We start from the raw sequence: 26,554 nt of genomic DNA on the forward strand, positions 1-26,554 counted from the left end.
AAAATAGTTTATAAACACTACTAAAGCTACCCCAATCACTATACGATTAGGGTAGCTTTTTTTGATAAAAATTTATTTATAATATAGGTGATACTTTATGGTTGTTACAGCCGCTGTCCTAGCTACCTTATTGAAAGATCCTCTAACTAAGGCTTTAGGCTGGACATTCAGTGAAGCATTAAAAGGTTCTCGCAATCAAAAAATAGAAAAATCACTTGAAAGCTTATCTAAGAGAATTACAGACGTAATTAAAGTAAAAACTATTTATCAAGGTGCTAAAAGTATTAATCTCAACGAGTTCTATGTACCGACTAGAGTCAACGATGTTGAAACTAGAATTGAGCACATACTGAATATAGACGTTAGCTCTATTGTACTTGAAGGTACAGTCGGTCAAGGCAAATCTATATTTATGCGCTATTTAACCTATCAAGAAGCGCGTCAAGGTAACAGAGTCCCAATTTTTTTTGAACTTCGTAGACTTGAAGATAATCAGAGCCTAGAAGAAGCTATCAGTTTGACCATAAATAATTGGATAGAGTCATTCTCTAATGAAAATTTTGTAAAAATTGCTGAGAGTGGAAATTTAATATTATTCCTTGATGGCTTTGATGAGCTACCTCACGAAAAGGTTAAAACCTTATTAAATGAGATTGAGGGATGGTGTGAACGCTATCCAAATATGCAGCTAATTATTAGTGCAAGACCAGAATCTGAAATTCAAAAATCTAATTACTTTAAGGTCTATAGGCTGTCTAGTTACCGATTTCATGAACAGTCTAAATTAGTAGATAAGTTAGTTGATGATGAGAAAAGTAGAGAAATACTTAAAAAAACCATTAAAGAAAGTACTCATGAAATTCAAGATCTTTTAACGACACCACTGATGGTAACGCTTTTTGTAATGACTTATCGTGCGTTATCAGAAATTCCAGAAAGCCAAAGCGATTTTTATAAAAGTCTATTTTCTGTGCTAACTTCTCGTCATGATAAAACCAAACCTGGATACAAAAGGCAGTTGAGTAGTAATCTAAATGAAGCACAATTACAGAGTGTATTTGAAGAGTTTTGCTTCTTTACAGGGAATAGCAATAAATTAATTTTAGATTATCCTGAAGCTATCGAGATTATCAAGAAATGTTTACATAATCAAAAAATTTCAGATAATCCTACAAACATACTTGAAGATTTTTCAAAAGTAGTATGCTTATTATTAAAAGATGGATTGAACTATTCTTTTGTTCACAGAAGCATTCAAGAGTATTTCTATGCTAGCTTTATTTCAAAAAAATCTGAACGAGCACAACAAAAATTTTACTTAGAGTATTCAAAAAACATTCATTTATTCTTCAAGGCAAAAGGTGCAGTTCGTTTTTTAGAGGAAACGAGTAGATATAACTACTATAAATATTTTAGACTTCCTATTATTGAAGAATATGTAGGATATTATGAAATAAGTAGAAACAGTAATACACTGATTAACAACTTATTAATAAATAAGATCTCTAAGAGTGAAATAGAAGTTATTTTAGATGATAAGGGTAAAATACAGTCTGAATTTTTTTGTGCTCCTCTAGAAATTAGTAATTTTTTACAAAAATATATTTTTAGCTTTATGTTTGAAAATAACGCAAATCTTTCTAGGTTTAGCTCTGCCAAAGTTAATACTGAAGACATGGATAAACACCGCTTTAAAATTGAAGATTTTGAAAAAATCGAGTATAATCTAGGTAGTTTTGAGCTAGTAAAATTAAAGGAAGAAATACTTAAATTAAGTAATAAGATTATAAGTAATCGTGAAGAAATTATAAAATATATCAATCAACAAGACGACATTGATATAAATATAGACGTAAGTGATATTATATAAGGATAGTAGTTACTTTATAGTTAGTTCATATCAAAATATCTACAGTATAGACTGCAATAATTCTTAGCATATAATGAAATATCTAAGTTACGTTCAAGTACATAACCTTGATAGTCAAATACACCACTTTTCGATGCCATAATATTTTTAAGCGAAATAAGAGGTCACGTCATTTCTGACCCTTTTTCATTCTTAGTCAGCATTACTATAGCCGCCACTAAATAAAATGGATACACGACATTATGATGCGTGACTGGTACAAATTTTTCTTGCTTGCTTTGCCTACGCAGACAGAGGCTACAAAAAATTTATATCCGTCACGCTGTCTCTTTTTTATATTGACCTGACTATACCCTTCTACTATCAAACCTCTTAATTGGAAATAAACATGGCCGCCAAAACTGTCACGATAGAAAGTAAAGATTATGTCTTTAACACGCTAAAAGAAGCGCAGAAATACTATGATGCCATCGTAAAAGAGCTTTATGATGCCAAGCTGACCCTGACAAAGGGTCAGGACTTTGAAGATTTGAAGTGGATATACACCACTTACTGTGGTTATACCAATCATAATGTCGATCGATTAAAAAAATCTGACATCGTTGGCTTTAAAGGAATCAGCACAGTACAACAAAAAGGTGGACAATATATCCCCACAGAATGCAGTGCAATTATTTTTTCAGATGGCACCGAAGAAGAATTCTTTACCGATAAAGCCATCAAAGAGATCGCTCTCAAGCAAAATCCACGCTAATTTGGGCTTGTTAAGCAGCTAAAATCGCTTTAACCACGTTTTTTCGCATATTTATGCATTATTTTTAAAATAGTGGTTGACAAGAAGGCTGCTGTTACCTAAAATACGCACACTCTTAGCGAGGGGCTATAGCTCAGTTGGTAGAGCACTTGCATGGCATGCAAGGGGTCAACGGTTCGACTCCGTTTAGCTCCACCATACTATTTAAGACAAAGCTCAGTTTACTGACACTTTAGAATAAATACTCGCTAGTAGGACGATATCAGCACCTAGGCAAGGCTTGCTCTATTATTAATAGATAAGCGCTCTGATATTGTGAAGTACCGTTGTAACCACTGGTTATAACACTCTATGCGTCCCCATCGTCTAGAGGCCTAGGACACCGCCCTTTCACGGCGGTAACGGGGGTTCGAATCCCCCTGGGGACGCCACTATACGGCGTCACTTGTTAGCACTTTTGCTTAGCACCTTTAGGCATCAGGTTAGACTAATAAGCGAACAATGAAAAATCCCAGTCATCATACGGTGACTGGGATTTTTTATGTCTGTTATTTTTATAATGGCTTACTGCAACTCTCAATCACCGCTTAAGACTTTGTCGGACAAACTTCTAGCCTGTCCGATAAAATCGTTTACGACTTGACCAAGCCTTTTAACGACAAGTTTAATGATAGATAAGTGCCAAACAGAATCACGACTGAGCCAATGATAGCGCCGATATCCAATGCCTCGCCAAGCAACACATAACCAAAAAATATCGCAAAAATGGGAATAACCAGCGTAATACTGGTCGCGCGCATCGGGCCAATATTTTTGATCAACTGGTTCATAAAGATAAGCGCAATGGCGGTCGAAAACACCCCAATACAAATCACCGATACCCAAGCTTGCAGGCTAATGCTTGCGCCATAAGGGAATTTATATACAGCAATTGGCATCATTACCACGCTTGCGATGATTAGTGAGCCTGCCGTAATAGCAATCGGTGAGATGTCATACAGATAGTTCCTAGTGATGTTTGCCCCTATCGCATAGCCAACACAGGCAAATAGCGCATAACCCATCGGTAACAACGCTGAGCCTAAATCCGTCCCCAAGCCCTGCCCTTGCGCACCAAACAAGTTCTCACTCATCAAAATAATCACCCCAACAAGGCCAATCACCAACCCTAGCGTTTGGCGCTTAGTCAGTCTTTCCTTAAAGAACGTACTGGCAATAAAGCCGCTCATCATTGGCACAGAAGCATTAAGTACCGCCAATACTCCAGCGTTTACAGTCTGCGCTGAAAAGGAAAATAGCACAAAGGGAATCGCAGCGGAGAACAAACCAACGACGGTCAGCATTTTGTAGCTTTCTTTAATACCTTTGCGATTTTTTGCGCTGATTAACACAAAAATAAGCATGGTTAAGCCAGCAAATACCACGCGCAGGCTGGCAAATGCCAACGAGCCAAACTCAGGAACACCCACCCGATAAAATATAAATGAGAGCGACCACATAAAGGAAAGTGCAAAAAAGGTAATAAGGTCGCGTCTGGTCATGGTGTACTCAATTTGGCTGGCTATTTATTTAGCGGTGTTAAATGGGTTGGTTAAGTCATAAAAAATATTGTGATCATAACGTTTTAATGGCTTTAGAGATGCTGTTTTTATGTGTTTTTGCAGGATAGATATCAAGAAATAAGTAAGAATTCTTGAGTTTTGGCAAGACGAAAATTTGAATGTAGCGCGGGTTTGTAATGATTGAGATAACTTGGTTTGAATAAGATTGGTTTGAACGAGGTTGATTTTGCGGATATCGGGCGTGATAGGATTTGATAAAAGATGGGTGTTCTTGCTAATTCAACTTAAGCTCACTACTATCTATCCTATAAAAACTTATAAAATATATAAACACTCTATATAGTCGGTTCAGTATAATTTGGATACAAGGAAGGCGAGTGAAAGTACTACAAGTAGTAGACTAAGCAAGCTTGACACCGTATCCAATTTATAGAGGATTGACTATAACATAGGGATATCTAGAGCTATCAAAGGGAGGTGATTACGATGTTCGGTATTGAAAATTATCTAGGATTTATTTTGGCGGCTATTCTGTTAAACCTAACACCCGGCACCGATAGCATGTACATCATTACCCGTAGTATGGCGCAAGGGCAAACAGCAGGGTTTTATTCGGTGTTGGGCATCACCTCAGGTATTTTGGTGCATACGTTATTGGCGGCGCTCGGGTTATCAGTATTACTCGCCAACTCTCCTACAGCATTTATGCTCGTGAAATATATTGGTGCCAGTTACTTGTGCTATTTAGGCTTTAAGATGCTAACGAGCAAAAGCTCGAACTCAATAACGAATAGTTTGTCCAAAGATCAGCACGTTACTAGCCAAAAGGATGTCGACGGCTGGAAAATCTATAAGCAAGGTGTGTTGACCAATGTGTTTAATCCAAAAGTCGCCTTGTTCTTTTTAGCTTTTTTCCCTCAATTTATCGACGCTAGTTACGCCTATGGCATGCTGTCATTTTTAATGTTGGGACTAACCTTTGCTGTAACTGGTTTTGTTTGGTGCTTGTGTTTGGCCTTATTAGCTGCACGATTTAGTACACGCCTGCGGGAAAACCCCTCTATTGAAACGATGTTAAATAGAATCAGTGGTGTGGTGTTTATAGGACTGGGAATTAGGCTGTTGACTGAGAAAGGTTGAAGCAATGGGAATAAATGATGAGGGAAATAATAATGAACGATGACACTAAGCAGAAAATCACTTTATTACTTGAAGAGTTACTTAACGCCACATGCTCAGAAGCAAGGCAAATAGAAATAAATCTTGAAGTAAATAAATTATCACCCGATCCATTTTGGAGTGATTATATATTCTGGAGTGAGGAATATGTAAACGAAGATTTAAGTATAAATTACGAGGGATTTTTGGATAAAATTTCTGAATATCCAAATTCTTATGAGTATAGAACAAAGAGTCGCATTTTAGAGCTGGCTCAAAGACTGATTACTAGAGATTTTTCTGACATTGGCGAAGTTGACATAGTAAATGAAATCAATGAACTGTCTCCTGATATTAACTGGACGAATTATCTTTTTGTCGATAAGACTTGCTTGAACAATGACGGTAGCCTCGATAAAGAAACGTTCTTAAATAAAGTATTTAAGGAGAGCTGGAATGAGAACTTCAAATGATTCAATGAAATAGTTTCCAGATACGATAGTCAGTAAAGAGTAATATCGATACATCACGCACTGCTGATATCAATTTTTCTTGCTTGCTGTGCCTGAGCAGACAGAGGCTACAAAAAACTGATATCAGCAGTATCGTAGCGTTTCTGGAATATTTTGACTATAGTTTCCTTTTTCCTCACCCAATAAAAAAGCCCAATCTCCTATTTTAGTGGGATTGGGCTTTTTGTCATGCTCACTCTAATCAGTCACTAAGCAGCGTCTTTATTCTCAGCCGCCAATTGACGTAGCACATAGTGCAACACGCCGCCATGACGCACATATTCGCGCTCTTTTGGCGTTTGTAGACCGACATTGACCTCAAAGGTTTCTGCTGATCCATCAGCACGAGTAGCGGTGACTTTGGCGGTTTTGCTTTCACCATTATCGAGACCACTAATACTGATCACTTCTGAACCATCGAGCTTGTAAGTCTCAGCGTTTTCGCCTTCTTTAAAGGTCAATGGTAACACGCCCATGCCGACTAGGTTTGAGCGGTGAATACGTTCAAACGAGCTGGTTAGTACCGCTTTTACGCCGAGCAAAATAGTACCTTTAGCTGCCCAGTCACGGCTAGAGCCAGAACCATACTCCGCGCCGCCAAGGACGACTAACGGACGCTTGTCTTCTTTATACTTCATCGCGGCATCATAAACGGCCATTTCTTCACCGTCTTGTAGCGTGGCGCTGTCGCCTTTGAAGTAATAGGTATAGCCGCCTTCTTTACCGCCCATCATGGTGTTTTTGATACGGATATTAGCAAAAGTACCACGGGTCATGACCGCGTCATTACCACGGCGTGAGCCATAGCTGTTGAAGTCGGCTTGCATAACACCGCGCTCTTGCAAGTATTTACCTGCAGGCGAGTCAGGATCGATATTACCAGCGGGCGAGATGTGATCGGTCGTGATTGAGTCACCGAACAGACCTAAAATGCGTGCGCCTTCGATATCACGGATACCGTCTGGCTCCATGGTCATACCATCAAAAAATGGTGGGTTTTTGATATAGGTCGATTCTTCATCCCATGGATACAACTGGCTATCGGCTGAGCTAATGGCGTTCCAAGCAGCACTACCGTCAAACACTTCGCCGTAGTTTTTGCGGAACATTTCAGCATCGATATTATTGGCAATCAGCTCATTGATCTCTTCTGATGTTGGCCAGATGTCTTTTAGGAACACATCATTGCCATCTTGGTCTTGACCTAGCGGATGGGTAGTCATATCGATATCGACCGTACCAGCGAGTGCATAAGCGACGACCAATGGCGGTGACGCCAAGTAGCTTGCTTTCACATGCGAGTGGATACGACCTTCAAAGTTACGGTTACCAGACAGTACAGCCGCAGCGACCAAGTCATTTTCTTCAATACCTTTCTCGATAGATTCGAGAAGCGGGCCTGAGTTACCGATACAAGTAGTACAACCATAACCGACTAAGTAAAAGCCTGTTTTTTCTAGCTCATCCATTAGCTTGGTTTTTTCTAGGTAATCAGTGACGACTTTAGAACCAGGTGCCAACGAGGTTTTCACCCAAGGCTTAGCTTTGAGACCTTTGGCAGCAGCTTTTTTCGCTACCAACCCAGCACCAATCATCACCGCAGGGTTTGAGGTGTTGGTACAAGAGGTGATCGCTGCGATAACGACTGAGCCATCACGCAACTTATGATCACGGTCATCAATTTTTACCGTGGAGAAAACCCCATTGGCAGGCTGATAGCCATCGTCTTGATCATCATCGATTTTTGGCTGTGCGGCTAAGTGTTCAGCTTGCTCTTGCTCACCACCTTCTTGGTCGAAACGTACTTTACCTTCGACTTCCGATTTGCGGTCTTTGGTCATTTTTTCTAAGGTTTCGCCAAATTTTTCATGCATATCAGATAAGTTGATACGCTGTTGTGGCAAGTTAGGACCAGCAAGCGCAGGCTGTACTGAGGACAAGTCTAAATGCAAGTTGCTTGAATAGGTCGCTGCTGGGGTGTCGGCATCGTGCCACATACCTTGTGCTTTGGCATATTTTTCGACCAACTCAATTTGAGCTTCGTCACGACCTGATAAGCGCAGATAGTCAATCGCCATTTGGTCAATTGGGAAAATACCACAAGTCGCACCATATTCTGGCGACATATTGGCAATCGTCGCACGATCGGCGAGCGGCATACTGTGTAGGCCTTCACCGTAGAATTCGACAAACTTGCCAACCACGCCATGAGCACGCAGCATTTCAACCACACGCAATACCAAATCGGTTGCGGTGACGCCCTCGGTTAATTTACCCGCCATCTCAAAACCAACGACTTGTGGAATCAGCATCGATGATGGCTGACCAAGCATGGCAGCTTCTGCTTCGATACCGCCCACACCCCAACCAAGCACACCGATACCATTAATCATCGTAGTATGACTGTCAGTACCGAACACCGTATCAGGATAAGCGGTTAATTCTCCATCTACGTCAGCAGCCATCACCACACGTGCTAAGTACTCAAGGTTGACTTGATGGACGATACCGGTCGCTGGTGGTACGACGACAAAGTTTTCAAAGGCGTTACGACCCCAATGCAAAAACTCATAGCGCTCATTATTACGCTTAAATTCGATCTTTTCGTTCAAATCTAGCGCGTCTTCGCGACCATAAGCATCGACTTGTACGGAGTGATCGACGACCAATTCACTAGGGATAAACGGGTTAATTTGCTCGGCTTTACCGCCCAGCTCAACCACCGCATCACGCATAGCTGCCAAATCGACTACTGAAGGCACACCAGTGAAATCCTGCAAGACGACGCGAGCAGGCATAAAGGCAATTTCTTTTGAAGCTTCAGCACCTGCGTCCCAATTGGCAACCGCTTCGATGTGGTTTTTACCGACAGATTGACCGTCGTCTTCGTTACGCAATAGGTTTTCTAATACGACTTTCATGCAATATGGCAGCTTACTGATATTGCTATAGGTTTTGGTCAGCTCAGGCAGGCTGTAGTAGGCATGTTCCTTGCCATCGACCGACAGGGTGTCTTTTACGTCAAAGATATCACTCATGGTAGCTTCCTTATCTACTGGGTAGATTGTTATGAATTTATTGTTATAACTGGTGGCTAGATGGATTTGCTATAAAGGTATTCGTTTGAAAAAGGCTTAAATGAATTTTGTATTTTCATAGTTGGAATTTCGAAGAAAAATCATTAGACCTTGCATCGTTCATAACGACTCTCCTTTACCATAACAAATCTAGAGCGCTTTGTTAACGCCTAGACGTAGTCAAATCGTGGCACAATCGTAAACGCAACAGCAGCTTAGCGGTTTATAAATAAGGTGTTCAATGATTTTTCACTTTTTGCTTTTGCGACGACCATGACGGAACACACAAGGGTCATCATAAAAGCTCACATCGGCATTTTCTGCCCAAAAATACGGCACGCCCAAAATAGGCAAAGGGGCAAGCTGACGCGGTGTGACGTTATCTTGTGACAACAATTTATCCATATATTGAGCAATTTTGCTGTCCAAATAGACCATGCGTGCAGACAACGATAAACTAAAAAAATCCTGCGACACATCAATAACGATACTGTGCGCACACAAAGGTTTGCGCGGTTGTATTAATTGCTCCAGCAGTGCATGACCAAAAATATAAACCGCAGTCTGAGACTGACTATTCAGTTGCTGTGGATTGTCCCAGCTATTACGTGACTCTACCAAACTTGCTTGCCAATTAAAATCAATCAGCGCCTCGCCAATAAATGGCTCAGACGTCACTAGCACTGCCCCATTTTCATCAAATACGGTGATGGTATCGCGGACGCGTCCTCTGCTAGCGCCAATTCCCTGATGGGCAATCTCCGCCATATGATAATAATTGAGCAGTGCTTTAGTCTTCGGAAAGGTCAGCCAAATGCTACCGTTGAATAAATCATGCAAGTTGTCACGTGTCGGGATATTACCCGTCGTGGCGATAAAGCTCTCGTACGCTTCGCCTTCTGGCAATGCATGCTGTGAGACAAAGTTTAGCGTGTGTGCCTGATTATCTTGGGTAGGATTGGTGGTAGGTAATTGGCTTTGCAAATGCTCACTTTGCTGGTTTAACGCTTCGTTTAAAACCTTAGCGATCACGTCAGGCCGACTCTTTGGTTTAGCTTCATTAGAGCCCTCAGCTTTATGAGAGCCTTCAGCATTATCAAAGCCTTCAGCATTTGTCTCACTGAGCTGAGCGATGGCGTTACTGATATAATCCAATTGGTGTAAATGAGCCAACCACGGCGCTTGCCAATCGATTTCAGCAAAGCTTTTATCAAGACTACCGTCGTGTGTAGACAGGCTTTTAATAGGTACATCAGAATGGAGTGTGATGGATAAATCAATGAAGGTCATGGGGTGTATCTCTATTAGACGTAGGGCTTGTCTATGGTATCATAGAGCGCTTTTTTGCTGCGAGATAGGCAGCTTTAAGCACCCTTTTTAGCGATATTTTATGGCAAATCTTTATGGCAAATTTTAATACCCACCTAAATGTCGCATTCATGGCCAGTGGTACGCTGAGTTTGACGGTTTACAAAGCGGGATTGATTGATGATTCAGGGTTTTTGATGTGTGTAGCGCTCGGTACCATCGGTGGGCTGCTGCCTGATTTGGATTCTGATAATTCGACACCGATTAAGCTGGGTTTTAATATTACCTCGTTTATCTTTGCCTTTGGTCTGGTGATGCATTGGCGTAGTGATCTGAGCTTATTGGCGCTAATAGCATTATGGCTAGCTGGCTACGGTTTTATGCGTTACGTGGTTTTTCATATCTTTACCACCATGACCGTACATCGCGGCGTCATGCATTCTGTACCCTATATGGCGATACTGGGTCTGGGGCTAACCTACCTAAGCTACAGCGTGCTACAACTTCCACTGACGGCCAGCTGGTTTTACGGTTTGTTTTTATTCAGTGGCGCAATGGTACATTTGGCATTAGATGAGCTATATAGCGTTAATTTATCAAATATGAAAATGAAGCGCTCATCGGGTACGGCGATGAAGTTTTACCAGCATAAAGATAAATGGTGGTATCTGCTGCTGTATGTCATCCTTGCGCTCTTGATCTACTTTGCGCCACCTTTCGATGAATTTTGGCAGCAACTACGTGACCCAGCACCTTGGGCGAAACTTAAAATCGGTCTATGGCCAGAATTGATAAAAAACTGGCTGAATTAAAATTTATAAAACTGTTAAAAAATGAATAACAACTCGAGTAAATGATGTCGATTTCCCTACAAACCTGCCCTTGCCAAGTTAACCCATCATCAAACGTTATAAGCTCACCGCTACTTTATAAAGATTGCTGTCAGCCTTATCATGACAGTTTATTGAGCGAAGAAGCTGATAAGACAGATGGCGTAAAAGCGGACTCTGCTGAGCGTCTCATGCGGTCGCGTTATAGCGCCTTTGTATTGGTCAAGCCAGAATATATCGTTAAGACCTCGCTACCTGTACAGCAAAAATTGCTAGATATTCAGGCGATTGAGTCTTGGGCAAAAGAAACAGATTGGGCAGGATTAGAAATCGTAGCGCATACAGCAAAACTTGGTAAACGCCATGCGCAGGTTGAGTTTAAGGCTTATTTCAAGACAAATAAGGATTTGCAAGCACATCATGAGTTGTCTGCCTTTGTGAAGGTGACAGACAAAATCAATAATGATGAGCGTTGGTATTTTTTAGACCCGACGGTCGAGATGACTGTCAGCCAAAAGCAGCCGTGTATTTGCGGTTCTGGAGAGAAGTTTAAGAGGTGTTGTGGTGTTTATTTGGTTTAGCTTCTCTCTCATTTTTCAATATTTCTCTCTCAAATTACTAGCTTAGTTATAATTATTCATTTTATAAAAACCATATATATCAATACTTTAAAAAATTATCGCTCTTTCTCTCTCTCATTTAGGCTTTTTCTCTCTCAAACCTCTCTCAATTAAAATGCTTCTCTCACTTCATAACCCACTTAGAGTACCGACCCACTCCAACGTTTTCTATTTTTTCTGTTTTTCTAAGTTTCGTCAATAAATGACCTATTTTAGTGACTTTCTGTTTTTCATCGAGAACTTCACTAAGTGTTGGTATTAGCAAGCTATCGATATCAGGCCTTGTAGCACATTCGTATTTGTCTATATAGTCTAAAATAAGTTGCATATAAAAAGTATCATCTTGAATCCTATTACGTATGTATTTAGCTTTTTTATTAGTGGCTTCTGCCACTGATGATGATACATAGTAGTTAGGTCTTCGTCCTTCTATAAGGTTCTTCCGTTGTAACTCCTTAGCCATACTTTTAGAAATATTTTGACCCTTTTGAACTCTATCTAAAGCTATAATTTCCATTATTGATAAATCTGTATTTTTAATTAATAACTTGCTATATGCAGGGTCTACAACATCACCGTATATAATTAACTTAACAGCCTGAGGCATTGTCAAATCGTAATCAGGTAACGGCAGATAGCGCTTCGCCTGTTTCTCGTACATTTCATGGATTCCATAACCCATTGTGTCAATCATATTCAATTGAACCATAGCTTGGGCAAGCTTATAATTACGATACTTTTTTGGTCTTCTCTCTTCTGTTACATAATCCACAGGTTTACCTTCGAAAAAGCTTCCTTCACTTTCAAAAATTAAACGATCTATTTTTTCAGACACGATAATTCTAGAGTTTTTAGTGTAGTCCTGATGGGCTATACAGTTATGCAAAGCTTCTAAAACGACACGTTGATTATATTTATCGATTTCAACAGGAATGAGCTCATCATCAGGTAAAATTCGTATTTGGAAATTACGTATCTTCTGGTATAGCTGTGTTGATGTTAATAAAAAAGGTGGATAGAAGTGTTCGTAAGCTCTTTCTTCCGCTTCTAAGCTCCATACCATAGCCGCAGGGTGAGGTGAAAGAAATCTAGCTGACTCTGGTTTGCCAAGAAGTAAAAGCGTAGATCTAGTAATTTTGCCATTTTCAGTTAATCTAGCTCTGTTTAGAAAATCTAAATCATCTAGCTCAAGCACTGCTTGGCTTTCTAGCCTTTGATCCATTTTTCTAGCAAAACCTTGCTTTGCTTTATTTAATGCATCCGGATCTAGGTCATTTATAGTCGCTTCTGATACTATTTGTGCCGACCAATCTATCCATTTTTCTTGTTGATTAATCTCATTTAACTTGTCCAATCCTAGTGCTACTAAACTTTCACCAGCTCTAGCGTAGTAATGCCCGTTGTAAGATATTGGCGAACCTTTAGGTGCTGCTGGAATTTGAAACATAACAACACCCCCTTTAGGATGTTGCAATTCAAAAATATTTCTAAAGGTGATTGTTGGTTGCGTATCTTGAGAAATCTGCTGACTCACTGCTTGGATACGTTCAGAACTCTTAGCCTTGTAGTCTGTGCCAATGACTTGTCGGGTTTTATCATCAATACCAAATACTAGCCAGCCAAAACTTTGCCCTCGCAAATTAGCTTCGTTAGATATAGCTGAGAAATACTTCCCGATATCAGATAAAGAGAACTCTTTTTTACCGCGCTTAAATTCGACAACTTCATTTTCCCAACATTCAATAAGAGTATCGAGTAACTCTAAAAGCTCATCATGGTTCATATCATCCCCTAAACACTCGCTCCAACCGCTCGTGCCACCGCAATACCTTCCTCAATCGTCAAAAACTTACGCTGGCTTGGGCTGTCTTTAAACAGAATCTCGCCGTCTTGGAAGATGAGACATTCATTGACCGCCAGCTGTTGCCATTTTTCATTTTCAGTGAGTGGAACGGTCACTAAAATAGTGACTTTATCCTGATCCGTCGTCACATCACCAAAGTTAATTGCCAAGTCATCATCTGACAGTTTGGCTTCCCCAAAAGGTGCTTGGCGCGTGAGATAAAACAATAAGCTACCGGCATAAGCCAATTGCCATCGACCATTCGATATTAGACAATTAAATAGACCGTTGGCGGATAAATAACGACATTGAGTAGTCAAAAAATTAAACAGCGTTTGATCATCGGGACGCGACTTAAAGCTACTTTTTAGGCGATTAACTAAATAGCAAAATGCCATTTCAGAGTCAGTATTGCCTACTGGCTGGCAATGTGAGGCGTTACCGTTGTCTTGCAAGCGCTGACAGCGTTTGATAAATTCACTATTCATCTGTCCATTATGCGCAAACACCCACTGCTCGCCCCAAACTTCACGAACGAAAGGATGGGTATTCGCCAAGCAATTCTGCCCTTGAGTCGCTTTACGAATATGCGCAATGACGTTCATGGCTTTGATTGGATAGTTATTGACCAAATCAGCGACTGGTGACAGATGGCTTGGTCGGTTGTCATGGAACAAGCGCAGTCCCGTTGAGGCATTTGCCGACTCATCACGCTTAGAGCTGTCATCATTGGCACACTCGCTACGCTCAAAAAACGCAATGCCAAAGCCATCTTCATGACTGTCCGTCATGCCGCCGCGCTTGCGAAAACCAGCAAAGCTAAAACCAATATCCGTCGGGGTATTACAGTTCATTCCTAGGAGTTGACACATTTATGCGTTACCGCCTTTATTAAATTGGTTATCTGCTGGGCTTTGATTGACCGGACTACCTGACACAATACCAAGTTCTATATCACTCATACTAGCCAATAAATCCGCTCCAGTACTATCATCGCTTTCAACACCATCTAGGATACGCTGGGCTTGTGCCAAATCCGTGTTTTCTACCCACAGGACGACACCAGAATTCATCCCTGGAATGGCGCTTAGCGGTTGCAAGGACACGGTAATGCCATTGTTGCGCAGCAGATTGGCATGCAGCTCGCCTTGCATATTGGTGTCGTAGCGTGCCAGTTTGTGCCAGTTATCAACTTGATCGGTCATGGGGTCGCCTCTAAGGTTTTGGTACTAGAATAAATGCGTAAGCAATGTTTACGATAATTGATCTAGCGTATATTCTTTGATTGCAAACTCACTACTATTGCTCAATTTTTCACGTGCTTGCTCGGCTTGCGTGACGTTGCTAAAGACACCGACTACTTGATTGTCTACTTTATTCCCCAAAAGCACAAATACTGTATTATTTTGCGGTTTTTCTACATGAGCCCAATGATAAGCAGCAAGGCGTTTCATCAAGTCAGGATTTTTGACCATGATGTTATCGCCCGTACGCCCTTCGGTACGGTTGTAATGGATAACATTCAAACGTAACAGCCAAAAAATAACGGCCGCTTTTGCCAGCATAACCGATAACGCACGTTTTTCATCGTTGCCAAGTGGACGTTTTGACTCATAGCCTTGTAAAAATGCCGCCATCTTATTGCGGTCGAAATTCACTGACTCGCCTTGCTCGGCATCGCCCCACGTGGTACAAAAATCATTAATTGTAATGGCAATATCCATCACATAATGCTCGACGCTGACTTCGGTAAAGTCTAGCAATCCCGTTAAGCGCTCTTCACCTTTTTGGCTATTATTTAACGATAAGTTCCATAAGGTATTATCAGCAAACATGTCTAAATGACACAAGCCTTTTGGCAAAGTGGCAAGCGGCAAATCTGTATAAGATTGCCAAATATCACTCATGAGCTTAGCTTCGTCACCGGGCATAAACTGCATTTCACGGTCGCGAACTTCTGACCATGGATACAAAGGTACGCCGTATTCTTCCGCAGGTTGCAACGCCTGCAAGGTCTCGTGCAGCATCGCTAAGGCGGCACCGATTTCATGACACATCGCTTGCGTGGTTTGCTGTGGATGCGCGCCCGATAAGCACGGAACTAGGGTAATGGCTTTATCGTCATAATGGATAACATAGCGTTTATCACCACTATTTTTATCACTATCTAGTCCTTCATCATCAATCAATGCCAATGGCGCAGCGACCGGTAACTTACCGTCTAATTGATTTAAAATGACCGCCATTTTTTCGATGTCTTCTGGTGGACGCTCTTCGAATAAGGTAAATACATAAGAGTGCGCACCATCTACATCATCAGTCGTCTGAATAAACCAGTTAGAGTTTTTGATACCTTGGGTAATCGGAATGGCGCGCGCGAACGAGACGCCAAAGCGTTGACAAAAGGCGGCAAACTGATCATTGGTTAACTGGGTATAGACGGACATGACATCTCACTTTTGGCAATTAAATAAAAAGTTAAATAGGATAGATTTAAACAGCAATGGCGACAATTGTAACGCGCCTGAGCAAACGATAGCGAAAAGCGTAATAATCTTGCGAAAATCTGCCTGATATGGCGGTGATTTTGCTAGACTAGCGCATTGAGAGAATTGATTATAAGGTGAAAGACCCTATGTTAGCAAAGCGTATCATTCCTTGTTTGGACGTTGATAATGGCCGTGTGGTCAAAGGTGTGCAATTTGTCGATATCAAAGACGCAGGCGATCCTGTTGAAGTCGCCAAACGCTACAACGAACAAGGCGCAGATGAGATTACTTTTTTGGACATTACTGCCACCAACGACGAACGCGATACCACTTATCATACGGTTGAGCGTATGGCAGAAACGGTATTTGTGCCATTAACCGTTGGCGGCGGCGTGCGTAAAATCGCTGATATCCGTAACTTGCTCAATGCTGGCGCGGATAAAGTCGCGATCAACTCAGCCGCAGTGTTTACCCCAGAATTCGTTGGCGAAGCGGCACAAAAATTTGGCAATCAATGTATCGTCGTCGCTATCGATGCCAAACGCGTTGCGGATATTGAAGTTGATGGCATCATCCTGCCGCGTTGGGAGATTTTCACCCATGGTGGTCGCAAGCCAACGGGCATCGATGCGGTTGCTTGGGCAAGCAAAATGGCTGCTCTCGGCGCTGGCGAATTGCTAGTCACCTCGATGGACGGTGATGGCACCAAAAAAGGCTATGATTTGGCTTTGATGCAACAAATCACCAGCCGCGTTAACGTACCTGTTATTGCCTCAGGCGGCGTCGGCAACCTACAGCATTTAGCAGAAGGCGTGCTAGAGGGCGGCGTCGATGCGGTGCTTGCCGCCAGTATTTTTCACTTCGGTGAGTACACTGTGCAGGAAGCCAAAGAATATATGGCAGCGCAAGGGATACAGATGCGCCTGTAATACGTTTGTAAAATGCAAATAAATTAGAAAAAATGTTATCATAGCGCTAACTGCTTATTATCATTTGGTTTTCGTTCATTTAACGGTCAATTCGTTTACGTGATAACCAATCAAATAAGTTATACCATTCACAAAAATTAGAATAGCAAGGAAAACGAGTGTAAGTACTACACATTGTAGACTAAACAAGTTTGACACAGCTAATCGTACTTTTTGGGTTTGGTATTATTTGACTCTATCATTATATTTAGCTACTCCTACATTTTAATTAAAAGCCCATTAGGCGAAGGATATTTTTATGTCGAATTTACAACAGCAACGCAATGACGTGACTCATATTGATGGTAACTTACATCAGAATGAAGATGCCCGTATTGGTATCGTGGTTGGTCGTTTTAACGGTTTTGTCGTTGAATCATTGGTAGATGGTGCAATCGACGCCCTACTTCGTCATGGTGTATTGGGTAGCAACATTACCGTTATTCGCGTTCCTGGTGCTTTCGAATTGCCATTGGTTGCTCAGCGCGCTGCTGAATCAGACCGTTTTGATGCCATCATTGCGTTAGGCGCGATTATCCGTGGTAGCACGCCGCATTTCGACTTTGTCGCGAGTGAATCAGCCAAAGGCCTAAGCAGCGTTGCGATTGATTATAATATCCCAGTCGCGAATGGGGTATTGACGACCGACAGCATTGAGCAAGCGATTGAACGTTCTGGTACGAAAGCCGGTAATAAAGGCTCTGAAGCCGCTATGGTCGTGCTAGAGATGATTGCGGTGCTATCACAGCTAGACATCGATGACGATAATGATGACGCTTAATTGAACGCGTTGCTTATTCATTAGCATTTGAATATTTTTGAATCACGATTCAGCACCATTCTTTATCGATAAGTAGCATTGTTATTGATAAGTATTATTGTTGATTAAATCTGTTAGGGCTATGGTTACTGCGATAGCCCTAATTATGTCATTTAAATGTTCAACAGCAGTATCTAAAACTGTCTGGTAAATTTGCCAGCCGACTACTATTTAACATTTTATTTTAAAACTTCTTATCTTAAAACTAGGTATAGACCCTCTATGACTGACCAACTCAAGCGCGCTATTAACGCTGCGAAAACCGCCCAAACCAATGATAGTCAAGCTGAAGCCACGCGTATTGCGAGCAGCAGTGCGGGTGATCAAACCTTCGATATGAGTGAGTCTTCTTACAAGACCAGTCACACCGCTATCCGTAAAGCGCGACGCTTTGCGATGCAAGGTCTATACGAATGGCTCGTCACTGATCGTCGCTTTGATGTAGACGGCAAGCTTGGCTGGAAGGCCAATGCACCGCATGATATCGCTGCCCGTACGCGCGCGACCAATGCCATGCATACCGTACATATCGGCTATTATCATGAAATGATGCGTGATATTCCTGAGCAGATTGAGGCGCTAGATGCGCTTATTAGTCAGTATCTCGATCGTGAAATTGATAAACTCGATACCGTTGAACACGCTATTCTTTTGATTGGTTCTTACGAGCTGCAAAACCGTTTAGAAATCCCTTATAAAATCGTGCTTGACGAAGCGATGAAGCTGAATAATCACTTTGGTGCCACTGACGCCCATAAACTAATTAATGCCGTCCTTGACAAAATGGCAGTTGAGCTGCGCGCTACCGAAGTAGAAGCAGATAGTAAAGCCAATCTACGCACCTCACAAAAAGCGGCTGCTAAACCGGTAGTAGAAGCTGATACAGATAACAGTGCCGATACCCATGCTATGGAAGAAACACTCACTGCTTCAAACAAACCACGTATCAGCGCCAATAATGCTACCGTCAAACGTAGTAGCGTTAGTAAAGCCAGTGCAAATATTAGTGACTTTAAGGCGAGTAAGAAAGATGCTGCCGAAAACACGGTTGAAAACGACAGTGTTGAAACAGTTACTGCGGCAGAACCTATTGTAGAAGAGAATATTGTTGAAGAAAGCATTGTTGAAAAAGATATCGTCGTTGATGAACAGCCTGCAAAAGAAGCGGTAGCTGCTGACGCTGTCAATGACGACAGCAATGTAGAAAATACCACAGCGGATACTGGTCTAACGGACTCTAATATTCTCAATGTTGACTCAGAAGAGACCACATCAGATACTAATGTGTCAGATGTTACTGCAACAGACGACACTGATACGAAAAGCCAAGACTAACCATGAATGAATTTGAGCTGATCGAGCGCATATTTTCACAGATGCAAGCGGCACATGCACCATTAATCGGTATCGAAAAAGGTATCGGCGATGATGCAGCTGTCATAGCATTGCCTGCAGGCTCGCGCTTGGTCAGCTGTATTGATACACTGGTTCAAGGTCGTCACTTTCATGCCGACTGGCAACACATTGACGAGTTGGCATTTGCGATTGGTTATAAAGCCGTCGCGGTTAACGTCTCAGACATTGCCGCTATGGGCGCAACACCGCATAGTATACTGCTAGCATTAGCATTGCCTGAACGTTTAGTGAACGAGCAATGGCTGACTGAATTTGCCAAAGGCTTGTTTCATGCCTGCCAATTATTCGGGATTACCCTTATTGGCGGTGATACCACGCGCAGCGATAATTTAGTATTGAGTGTTAGCGCGCAAGGATTACTTGCCGCAGACACGCCAGCTGTCTACCGCTCAGGTGCGCAAGTTGGTGATAAAGTCTACGTATCAGGGTCACTCGGCGATGCCAGCTATGCCCTGCAACATCCTAACAGTGCTCAAGGCGTAGAGCTTGCCCATCGTTTGCATATGCCTACCCCGCGTATTGCCTTAGGGGCAGCACTGGCAAAAATCGGTGCAACCGCGATGATAGATATCTCTGATGGTCTTTATCAAGATCTTGGCCATATCTGCCAACAAAGCAGCGTTAGTATGCGGCTTAATCTGGAGCTTCTACCTACTAGCAAACCATTGGCAAGCGTAGATTTGTCTGAGCGCTTATTGTGTCAGCTGGCGGGTGGCGATGATTATGAATTGGCTTTTACTTTGCCTGCGCATATTGAACCACCTACGGGCAACACGCTAGTCACCTGTATCGGTGAGGTGACTGCGAGGACAAATCATAAAGACACAGACACAAACACATCGACCGCTTTACGTCCTGAGTTATTTTATCAAGGACAGCCAGTCACACCGACTCATCCCGCGCCGTTTTCTACATGGCCCACCCTTACCGGCTACCAACACTTCACAGGCTAATCCATGACTGATCACGACCTATCTAAGCCTGACATTAGCAAAGCCAATGACTGCCCTCCATTGCCCGTAAATGCTAGCCTGCTTGATCGTGTGGTTTATTGGCTCGGCATTGGTTTAGGTAGTGGCTTGCCACGCCGTGCTCCCGGCACTTGGGGTTCCGTTGGTGGCTTAATCGTCGCCATACCTCTAATGAGCTTAGGCTTTGTGCCATTTTTGATTATTACCATCTTGTCCTGCCTCATTGGCATTTGGATATGTGGTCGTACCTCCAAGCTGATGCAAGGTCATGACGATCCGCATATTGTTTGGGATGAATGGGCAGGCATTTGGATTACTTTACTACCGTTTTCTTACATGGGGGTGTCTACTGCCAGTTTTTGGCAAGACATTTCACAAAATTTATCTATCATTGCAATTATCATCGCTTTTGTACTATTTCGCTTTTTTGACATTATTAAGCCACCACCGATCGGTTGGGCAGACAAAAAAGTCGCCGGTGGTCTCGGTATTATGCTTGATGATATTATTGCTGGCGTAATGGCGGCAGCGGTATGGCTCGTTGTAATGCTCGGTATGCTGTTGTAGTCAATCCTCTATAGATCAGATACGGTGTCAGGCTCGCTTAATCCACTATTTCTAGTACTTTCACTTGCCTTTCTGGGATCTAAATTATATTGAACCGACTAGGGTCTGTTAAACATTCAAATGTGGTACTGGCAGTGGCTATTTTTTAGACAATACGCAGTGAAATTTTTGACGCCTAGTCGTTCTAGGGTAGACAATTTCGCCATGTATTGGCAAAAAATAGCCTTGCCCTGAAAGGCTGATGCTAAAATCGCACCAAACGTTGTTGTAAAACTAGCTAAGGTCTCGACATTATCGTCGGTTTACGCCTAGTTTGGTGCGATTTTAGCTATCAGCAGTCCTAATATTTGAATGTTCAACAGACCCTACATAAGCAGATACGCGGTTAGGCTTTTTTGTATGACTGACTATATAACCCTTTGTATAACCTTAAGTTACAAAGCTTGCACGGCATTGCGTTTTTTTGCATTGGCGTTTGCGCTATAATCATAAATTATATTTTGTTACATTTAACGAGCTACTATGACCTCTCCTCTTTCTGTAATTATCCTAGCTGCTGGTAAAGGCACGCGCATGCAATCGGCCAAGCCAAAAGTGCTACAGACACTGGCCGGTAAGTCTTTATTAAGTCACGTATTAGATACCTGTCACCAGCTGACTGTTGATGCAACTATCATCGTTCATGGTTTTGGTGGCGAGCAAGTAAAATCAGAAATTGCTAACCAATACACCCAATCCTCAATTACTTGGGTTGCCCAGACTGAACAGTTAGGGACAGGACATGCCGTTAAAGTGACCTTGTCTGATTTGCCAAAATCAGGGCAAAGCCTCATTCTATATGGTGATGTGCCATTGGTAAGCTGCCAGACACTAGCGGCATTAAAGGTGGCTAATACTGACGGTATGTCGATGCTGACACTTACTGTCGACAATCCGTTTGGATTGGGTCGCATCAAGCGTGACCAAGCAGGCAATATCGAAGCCATCGTCGAGCAAAAAGACGCCAGCACCGATGAGCAAAGCATCCAAGAGATTAATAGCGGTATTTATTGCGTCGACAATGCCCTATTGCATAAATATCTACCAAAGCTCTCTAACGATAATGCACAACAAGAGTATTATCTAACTGATATCGTTAAAATGGCCGTCGCTGATGGTATTACGATTGCCGCGATTGAGCCTGAGCATACGTTTGAGATTGAAGGCGTCAATAACCGTCAACAGCTGGCCAGCTTAGAGCGCACATGGCAGGGTAAACTGGTTGCCGATTTGCAAGAAGCTGGTGTGCAGTTTGCTGATCCGAGCCGCGTTGATATTCGTGGCACCTTAACAGCTGGTCAAGACGTATTCGTCGATGTCGGTGTGGTGTTCGAAGGCGACTGTACTTTGGGTGATAACGTTTATATCGAAGCGGGCTGTGTCATCAAAAATGCCCAAATTGGTAACGCCTGTCATATTAAACCGTACTGTGTGATTGATCGCGCCGAGATTGGTGCAGGTGTTGATGTAGGACCTTTTGCCCATTTGCGTCCTGAGACGGTATTGTCTGATAACAGTAAGGTCGGTAATTTTGTAGAAATTAAGAAATCGACCATCGGTCAAGGCAGTAAAGTCAATCACTTAAGCTACGTCGGTGACGCAACCGTCGGTACAGACGTCAATATCGGCGCTGGTGTCATTACCTGCAATTATGATGGTGTCAATAAATCGCAGACTATCATCGAAGACAATGCCTTTATCGGCTCTAACGCCAGCCTAGTCGCGCCAGTCACCATTGGAGATACCGCAACGGTTGCGGCAGGCTCTGTGATTACTAAAAATGTTGATAGTAAAGCATTAGCCTTTGGTCGCGCGCGTCAAGTGCAAAAAAATGACTTTCAGCGTCCAATCAAAAAATAAATTTAAGGAATACTTATGTGCGGAATAGTTGGGGCAGTCGCTGAGCGTAATATCGCCAATATCTTGCTTGAAGGTCTTAAACGTTTAGAATATCGCGGCTATGACTCAGCTGGTTTGACAGTCATTCGTGATGGTGAGCTACACCGCGAGCGCCAAGTCGGCAAAGTACAGGCATTGGTCGATGCTGTCGCGGTTAATCCAGACGCTTTTGATGGTCATATTGGTATTGCGCATACCCGCTGGGCCACGCATGGCGAACCTGCACAACGTAACGCCCATCCGCACGTATCAGGCAAGATTGCCGTGGTGCATAACGGTATCGTTGAGAACTATGCCGAGCTAAAAGAAGAATTAATGGCTAAGGGCTATGAATTCACCTCGCAAACTGATACCGAAGTCGTTGCGCATCTGATTCATGATATTTATAAAAACACGCCTGATTTATTAGAAGCGGTTCGTGCGGTTATTCCATTACTCCATGGTGCATTTGCGCTTGGTATTGTGCATATCGATTGCCCAGATGAGCTAATTACCGTACGTTTAGGCTCACCTTTGGTCATTGGTGTGGGTATCGGTGAGAACTTTATCGCCTCCGATCAGTTGGCGCTATTACCCGTCACCAACCGCTTTATGTATCTAGAAGAAGGTGACATTGCAAAGCTGACTCGCAATAGCATTAAGGTCTATGCAGAGGGTGTTGAAGTGCAACGCCAGATACATGAGATTGATGCCGCCCAACATAATGCGGATAAAGGTGAGTTTAAGCATTATATGCTCAAAGAAATTTATGAGCAGCCGGACGCAGTGGCACGTACTATCGAGATGGCCATAAATAATAGTGAAACCTCTAAATTACGCGATGACTTTTTGCAGCGTCACGAAGTGCTATTAGCAGATATTCGCCATGTGCAAATCCTCGCTTGTGGTACCAGTTATCATGCGGGCATGGTAGCCAAATACTGGTTCGAAAGTCTGATACGGGTGCCCTGCTCAGTCGAAGTAGCCAGTGAGTTCCGTTATCGTAACCCTGTCGTCGTCGATGACACACTGGTCATTTGTATTTCTCAATCTGGTGAGACGGCTGATACCTTATCAGCGCTACGTGATACTCAGAAACAAACCCCAGCAGGGCTAGTTAGCTTAGCCTTATGTAATGTACCGACCTCATCATTGGTACGTGAAACCGATATTTTCTTACCGACCCTCGCGGGACCTGAGATTGGTGTGGCGTCTACTAAAGCCTTTACCACGCAGCTGGTGGCATTAATGCTATTGGTATTAAAGGTTGGGGTGGTTCAGCAACGTATGACTGGCGAGCGATTGAGCACATTGCTCGGTGAGTTACAACAGCTACCTGGTCAGCTGCATGCCAGCTTAAACCTAGATGCGCCTATCAAAACCATGAGTGAAAGCTTTGAAGATAAGAAAAGCTGCCTGTTCCTAGGTCGTGGTCTTCAATTCCCAATCGCCTTGGAAGGCGCGTTAAAACTCAAAGAAATCTCTTATATTCATGCAGAAGGTTATGCCGCTGGTGAGCTTAAACATGGCCCATTAGCGTTGGTCGATAAGGATATGCCTATCGTGGTGCTTGCACCCAAAGACAGTATGTTCGATAAGCTTAAAGCCAATATGCAAGAAGTTCATGCGCGTCACGGTGAGCTATTCGTATTCGCCAGTGAAGCCAGTCAAATGGTCGCAGAAGATCGTTTGCATGTAGTATATGTACCCGATGTTTGCGAGACGCTTGCCCCTATCGTTTATAGCGTGCCAGTACAGCTGCTGTCGTATCATGTGGCAGTCATGCGCGGAACCGACGTCGATCAGCCGCGTAATCTTGCAAAAAGTGTTACGGTTGAATAATTTTTACGTTTAGATAGTAAAAATTGTCATTTAGTAATTACCTATCATACTGAGTAATTACCTATCATACTGATTAATAAAGTATCATCCTCTTGCTTAGATATTCACCCCTGCTATTTTCGATTCAATAGCAGGGGTTTTTTATGCGCTCAAAAAACTGACCTCTACTATAAAATCTATAAACTTGAACTTGAGAGAGTTTAGGGCGTGTTGAACATTCGACCATGGCACTGATTCGCGAATGTTCAACACGCCCTAATCAATCAGCGTTCACTATCTCGATGAGATCGAAGGCTTCTCTTCAAAAAAATGATAAATATATATATTCATTTTTATAGAAATACTTGTTACTATGACTGCCAGTCTATACAATGACCAGCAGTCACAACATGAATAGGTGTAGATTATGGGTATTCAAGAGCGCAAGATTCGCGAATTCGAACAACGCGGTCAGGAAATTCTCGATGCCGCTTTGAGTCTGTTTGGGTCAGATGACTGGGAACAAGTCACTGTTGAGCAGATTGCAAAAAAATCTGAGGTCGGTAAAGGCACTATTTATAAGCATTTTGAAAGTAAAAATGAGATTTATGTACGACTCGCCATTCGCTTTCAAAAACGCATGGCAAGTGAAATAGGTCTTCTCGATCAGTCGATGCCTGTGCTCGACCGGCTTAGCTGTTATATTCGCGCGGCATGGGAGATGCACTTATCTAGTAAAGAGCTGCATCGAGTATTCATGTTTTGCAGCCGAGCTGAATTTCGCGCGCAACTGCCTAGTAATTTACTGACCGAGATGCAAGAAGCTGAATCACGAGTCAGTATTTTTACCCACCAACTTATGGTTGAAGGTATTGAACAGGGCTTGTTTCCAAACAAACCGATCAATCTGCTAATTTTTGGCCTCCAGTCAATGTTTTGGGGCGCGATACAGCTCATATGGAGCGGTTATCTTGGCGACATTGATCATGAGCAACATTTGGAAGAAGTAACGAGTTTTATGATCGCTGGATTGGTACATCATAACCAGCCTATCCCGCAGACTAAAGACTAAGTAACACTATTAACCCCATTTTAAATTTTTAGCACGCCGACCTATACACGCTTTTTTTTACCTAACCGTGACCAACAGTCATATATAGACCAACAGTCTTAAAAGAGAAATCAATCATGAACCCGCATGCAAAAAGCTTAAAAAACTCACTGTACCCATCTGCTATTACATTACTGGTACTCGCCACTCTAGGAATGAGTACGGCGGCTATCGCTCAGTCAGAATCGAACGCCAGTAATAAAAGTGATTCGAATTTTACAGTGGGTGCTGGTTTGGCTTACTCACCAGAATATGAGGGATCAGAAGATTATAAGACCAGTGTTTTGCCACTGATTAATTATCGTAATGGTCGTTTTTTTGCGGGTGCGCTTGGCGGCATAGGCTATGACTTATCGACCAAAAAGGGTTTATCTATCGGGCCTGTTCTTTCTTACCAACCTGGGCGTGACGAGAGCGACCACGAACGCTTAAAAGGACTTGGTGACATTGATCCAAGCGCCAATTTAGGCGCTTTTGTGAAATGGGATCTAAAGCCATTTTCTGTGAATAGCACCATTAAGCAAGGCTTAGGTGGTGATGTAAGTGGCACTGAACTTAAATTAGGGGTTGGTTATGCGCTACCTTTAGGCCCTAAAGACAGCCTCAATTTTGATGCCTCTATAAATTGGGCGGATCAAGACATCATGGAGGGGTATTTTGGTGTCACACCAGAGCAATCGAATAGCTCTGGCCTTGCTACTTATGATGCCAGTGCTGGTATCAGACGTTATGGTGTGGGTGCCTCTTGGACTCATATCTATACACCGAAAGTATTTTCGACGTTAAATGCAGGGGTTTATCAGCTTGGTAGTGAAGCGGCAGATAGCCCAATTACCACATCACGTACTGGTGGTCTAGTAGGCGCTAGTGTCGGCTACAAATTCTGATAAAAAAGCTGATGATATTTTTAGCAACAACAGGCGTTAGATTTGATGTGCTA

The 26,554-nt window shown here is 42.5% G+C and carries 22 protein-coding genes and 2 tRNA genes; 17 read left to right on the top strand and 7 right to left on the bottom strand.

Annotation, left to right across the window (positions count from 1 at the left end; translation table 11 throughout):
• Positions 1–97: 97 nt before the first annotated feature.
• The 4 genes from IOD06_RS11220 (at position 98) to IOD06_RS11235 (ending at position 3,055) form a co-directional block, all read left to right on the top strand.
• Entirely contained in the window at positions 98–1,870 is a 1,773-nt protein-coding gene (locus IOD06_RS11220) for an NACHT domain-containing NTPase (RefSeq protein ID WP_194620955.1), read from the top strand.
• Between the two features lie 388 nt (positions 1,871–2,258).
• Entirely contained in the window at positions 2,259–2,624 is a 366-nt protein-coding gene (locus IOD06_RS11225) for a hypothetical protein (RefSeq protein ID WP_194620956.1), read from the top strand.
• A 122-nt stretch (positions 2,625–2,746) separates the two neighbouring features.
• Positions 2,747–2,822: transfer RNA gene (locus IOD06_RS11230), tRNA-Ala, on the top strand.
• 157 nt (positions 2,823–2,979) lie between these two features.
• Positions 2,980–3,055 (top strand) — tRNA-Glu (locus IOD06_RS11235).
• Between the two features lie 201 nt (positions 3,056–3,256).
• On the opposite strand, the gene IOD06_RS11240 is transcribed toward IOD06_RS11235, so the two are convergent.
• Positions 3,257–4,165, bottom strand: a complete 909-nt coding sequence (locus tag IOD06_RS11240; protein WP_194620957.1) for a DMT family transporter — start codon at positions 4,163–4,165, stop codon at positions 3,257–3,259.
• A gap of 507 nt (positions 4,166–4,672) precedes the next feature.
• On the opposite strand from IOD06_RS11240, the gene IOD06_RS11245 reads away from it, so the two are divergent.
• Both IOD06_RS11245 and IOD06_RS11250 read left to right on the top strand, forming a co-directional pair.
• Complete coding sequence (locus tag IOD06_RS11245; protein WP_194620958.1) at positions 4,673–5,326, top strand: LysE family translocator; 654 nt, start codon at positions 4,673–4,675, stop codon at positions 5,324–5,326.
• A 32-nt stretch (positions 5,327–5,358) separates the two neighbouring features.
• Positions 5,359–5,817 carry a hypothetical protein gene (locus IOD06_RS11250; RefSeq protein WP_194620959.1) on the top strand — a complete coding sequence of 153 codons (459 nt, stop codon included), beginning with the start codon at positions 5,359–5,361 and terminating at the stop codon, positions 5,815–5,817.
• A 248-nt stretch (positions 5,818–6,065) separates the two neighbouring features.
• Here IOD06_RS11250 and acnA read toward each other — a convergent pair whose 3' ends face one another.
• Entirely contained in the window at positions 6,066–8,894 is a 2,829-nt protein-coding gene (acnA, locus tag IOD06_RS11255) for an aconitate hydratase AcnA (protein ID WP_194620960.1), read from the bottom strand.
• Between the two features lie 288 nt (positions 8,895–9,182).
• The gene (locus tag IOD06_RS11260) at positions 9,183–10,223 is read right to left on the bottom strand and encodes a DUF3025 domain-containing protein (RefSeq protein WP_194620961.1); all 1,041 of its coding nucleotides are present in this window, start codon (positions 10,221–10,223) and stop codon (positions 9,183–9,185) included.
• Between the two features lie 113 nt (positions 10,224–10,336).
• Here IOD06_RS11260 and IOD06_RS11265 point away from each other — a divergent pair, with 113 nt between their 5' ends.
• Both IOD06_RS11265 and IOD06_RS11270 read left to right on the top strand, forming a co-directional pair.
• Positions 10,337–11,053, top strand: a complete 717-nt coding sequence (locus IOD06_RS11265) for a metal-dependent hydrolase (protein ID WP_189585836.1) — start codon at positions 10,337–10,339, stop codon at positions 11,051–11,053.
• 44 nt (positions 11,054–11,097) lie between these two features.
• Positions 11,098–11,652, top strand: a complete 555-nt coding sequence (locus IOD06_RS11270; RefSeq protein ID WP_194620962.1) for a YchJ family protein — start codon at positions 11,098–11,100, stop codon at positions 11,650–11,652.
• A gap of 163 nt (positions 11,653–11,815) precedes the next feature.
• Here IOD06_RS11270 and IOD06_RS11275 read toward each other — a convergent pair whose 3' ends face one another.
• From IOD06_RS11275 to IOD06_RS11290, 4 genes are read right to left on the bottom strand one after another with little or no spacing between them, the layout of a single operon-like run.
• Positions 11,816–13,474 (bottom strand): RNA-binding domain-containing protein, encoded by a 1,659-nt coding sequence (locus tag IOD06_RS11275; RefSeq protein ID WP_194620963.1) that lies wholly within the window; start codon positions 13,472–13,474, stop codon positions 11,816–11,818.
• Between the two features lie 8 nt (positions 13,475–13,482).
• Positions 13,483–14,406 (bottom strand): class II glutamine amidotransferase, encoded by a 924-nt coding sequence (locus IOD06_RS11280; RefSeq protein ID WP_189586999.1) that lies wholly within the window; start codon positions 14,404–14,406, stop codon positions 13,483–13,485.
• On the bottom strand, positions 14,407–14,739 hold the full coding sequence (locus tag IOD06_RS13650; RefSeq protein WP_227670025.1) for a hypothetical protein: 333 nt from the start codon (positions 14,737–14,739) through the stop codon (positions 14,407–14,409).
• Positions 14,740–14,787: 48 nt separating this feature from the next.
• Positions 14,788–15,981 (bottom strand): homoserine kinase, encoded by a 1,194-nt coding sequence (locus tag IOD06_RS11290; protein WP_194620964.1) that lies wholly within the window; start codon positions 15,979–15,981, stop codon positions 14,788–14,790.
• Positions 15,982–16,169: 188 nt separating this feature from the next.
• Between IOD06_RS11290 and hisF the strand changes: the two genes are divergently transcribed.
• The 9 genes from hisF (at position 16,170) to IOD06_RS11335 (ending at position 26,501) form a co-directional block, all read left to right on the top strand.
• Positions 16,170–16,952, top strand: coding sequence for an imidazole glycerol phosphate synthase subunit HisF (gene hisF / locus IOD06_RS11295; protein ID WP_194620965.1), 783 nt, complete (start codon positions 16,170–16,172; stop codon positions 16,950–16,952).
• A gap of 298 nt (positions 16,953–17,250) precedes the next feature.
• The gene (gene ribE, locus IOD06_RS11300) at positions 17,251–17,772 is read left to right on the top strand and encodes a 6,7-dimethyl-8-ribityllumazine synthase (protein WP_194620966.1); all 522 of its coding nucleotides are present in this window, start codon (positions 17,251–17,253) and stop codon (positions 17,770–17,772) included.
• Between the two features lie 261 nt (positions 17,773–18,033).
• Positions 18,034–19,146, top strand: a complete 1,113-nt coding sequence (gene nusB, locus IOD06_RS11305) for a transcription antitermination factor NusB (RefSeq protein WP_194620967.1) — start codon at positions 18,034–18,036, stop codon at positions 19,144–19,146.
• Between the two features lie 2 nt (positions 19,147–19,148).
• Entirely contained in the window at positions 19,149–20,180 is a 1,032-nt protein-coding gene (gene thiL, locus IOD06_RS11310; RefSeq protein ID WP_194620968.1) for a thiamine-phosphate kinase, read from the top strand.
• 3 nt (positions 20,181–20,183) lie between these two features.
• Complete coding sequence (locus IOD06_RS11315) at positions 20,184–20,765, top strand: phosphatidylglycerophosphatase A (protein WP_194620969.1); 582 nt, start codon at positions 20,184–20,186, stop codon at positions 20,763–20,765.
• A gap of 522 nt (positions 20,766–21,287) precedes the next feature.
• Positions 21,288–22,664 carry a bifunctional UDP-N-acetylglucosamine diphosphorylase/glucosamine-1-phosphate N-acetyltransferase GlmU gene (gene glmU, locus IOD06_RS11320; RefSeq protein WP_194620970.1) on the top strand — a complete coding sequence of 459 codons (1,377 nt, stop codon included), beginning with the start codon at positions 21,288–21,290 and terminating at the stop codon, positions 22,662–22,664.
• Between the two features lie 15 nt (positions 22,665–22,679).
• Complete coding sequence (gene glmS / locus IOD06_RS11325; RefSeq protein ID WP_194620971.1) at positions 22,680–24,524, top strand: glutamine--fructose-6-phosphate transaminase (isomerizing); 1,845 nt, start codon at positions 22,680–22,682, stop codon at positions 24,522–24,524.
• A gap of 406 nt (positions 24,525–24,930) precedes the next feature.
• Complete coding sequence (locus IOD06_RS11330) at positions 24,931–25,575, top strand: TetR/AcrR family transcriptional regulator (protein ID WP_194620972.1); 645 nt, start codon at positions 24,931–24,933, stop codon at positions 25,573–25,575.
• Between the two features lie 116 nt (positions 25,576–25,691).
• Positions 25,692–26,501, top strand: coding sequence for a MipA/OmpV family protein (locus tag IOD06_RS11335; protein WP_194620973.1), 810 nt, complete (start codon positions 25,692–25,694; stop codon positions 26,499–26,501).
• Positions 26,502–26,554 lie beyond the last annotated feature (53 nt).

This window comes from Psychrobacter sp. N25K4-3-2 (genome assembly GCF_015351755.1).
GTDB classification, from domain to species: domain Bacteria; phylum Pseudomonadota; class Gammaproteobacteria; order Pseudomonadales; family Moraxellaceae; genus Psychrobacter; species Psychrobacter glaciei.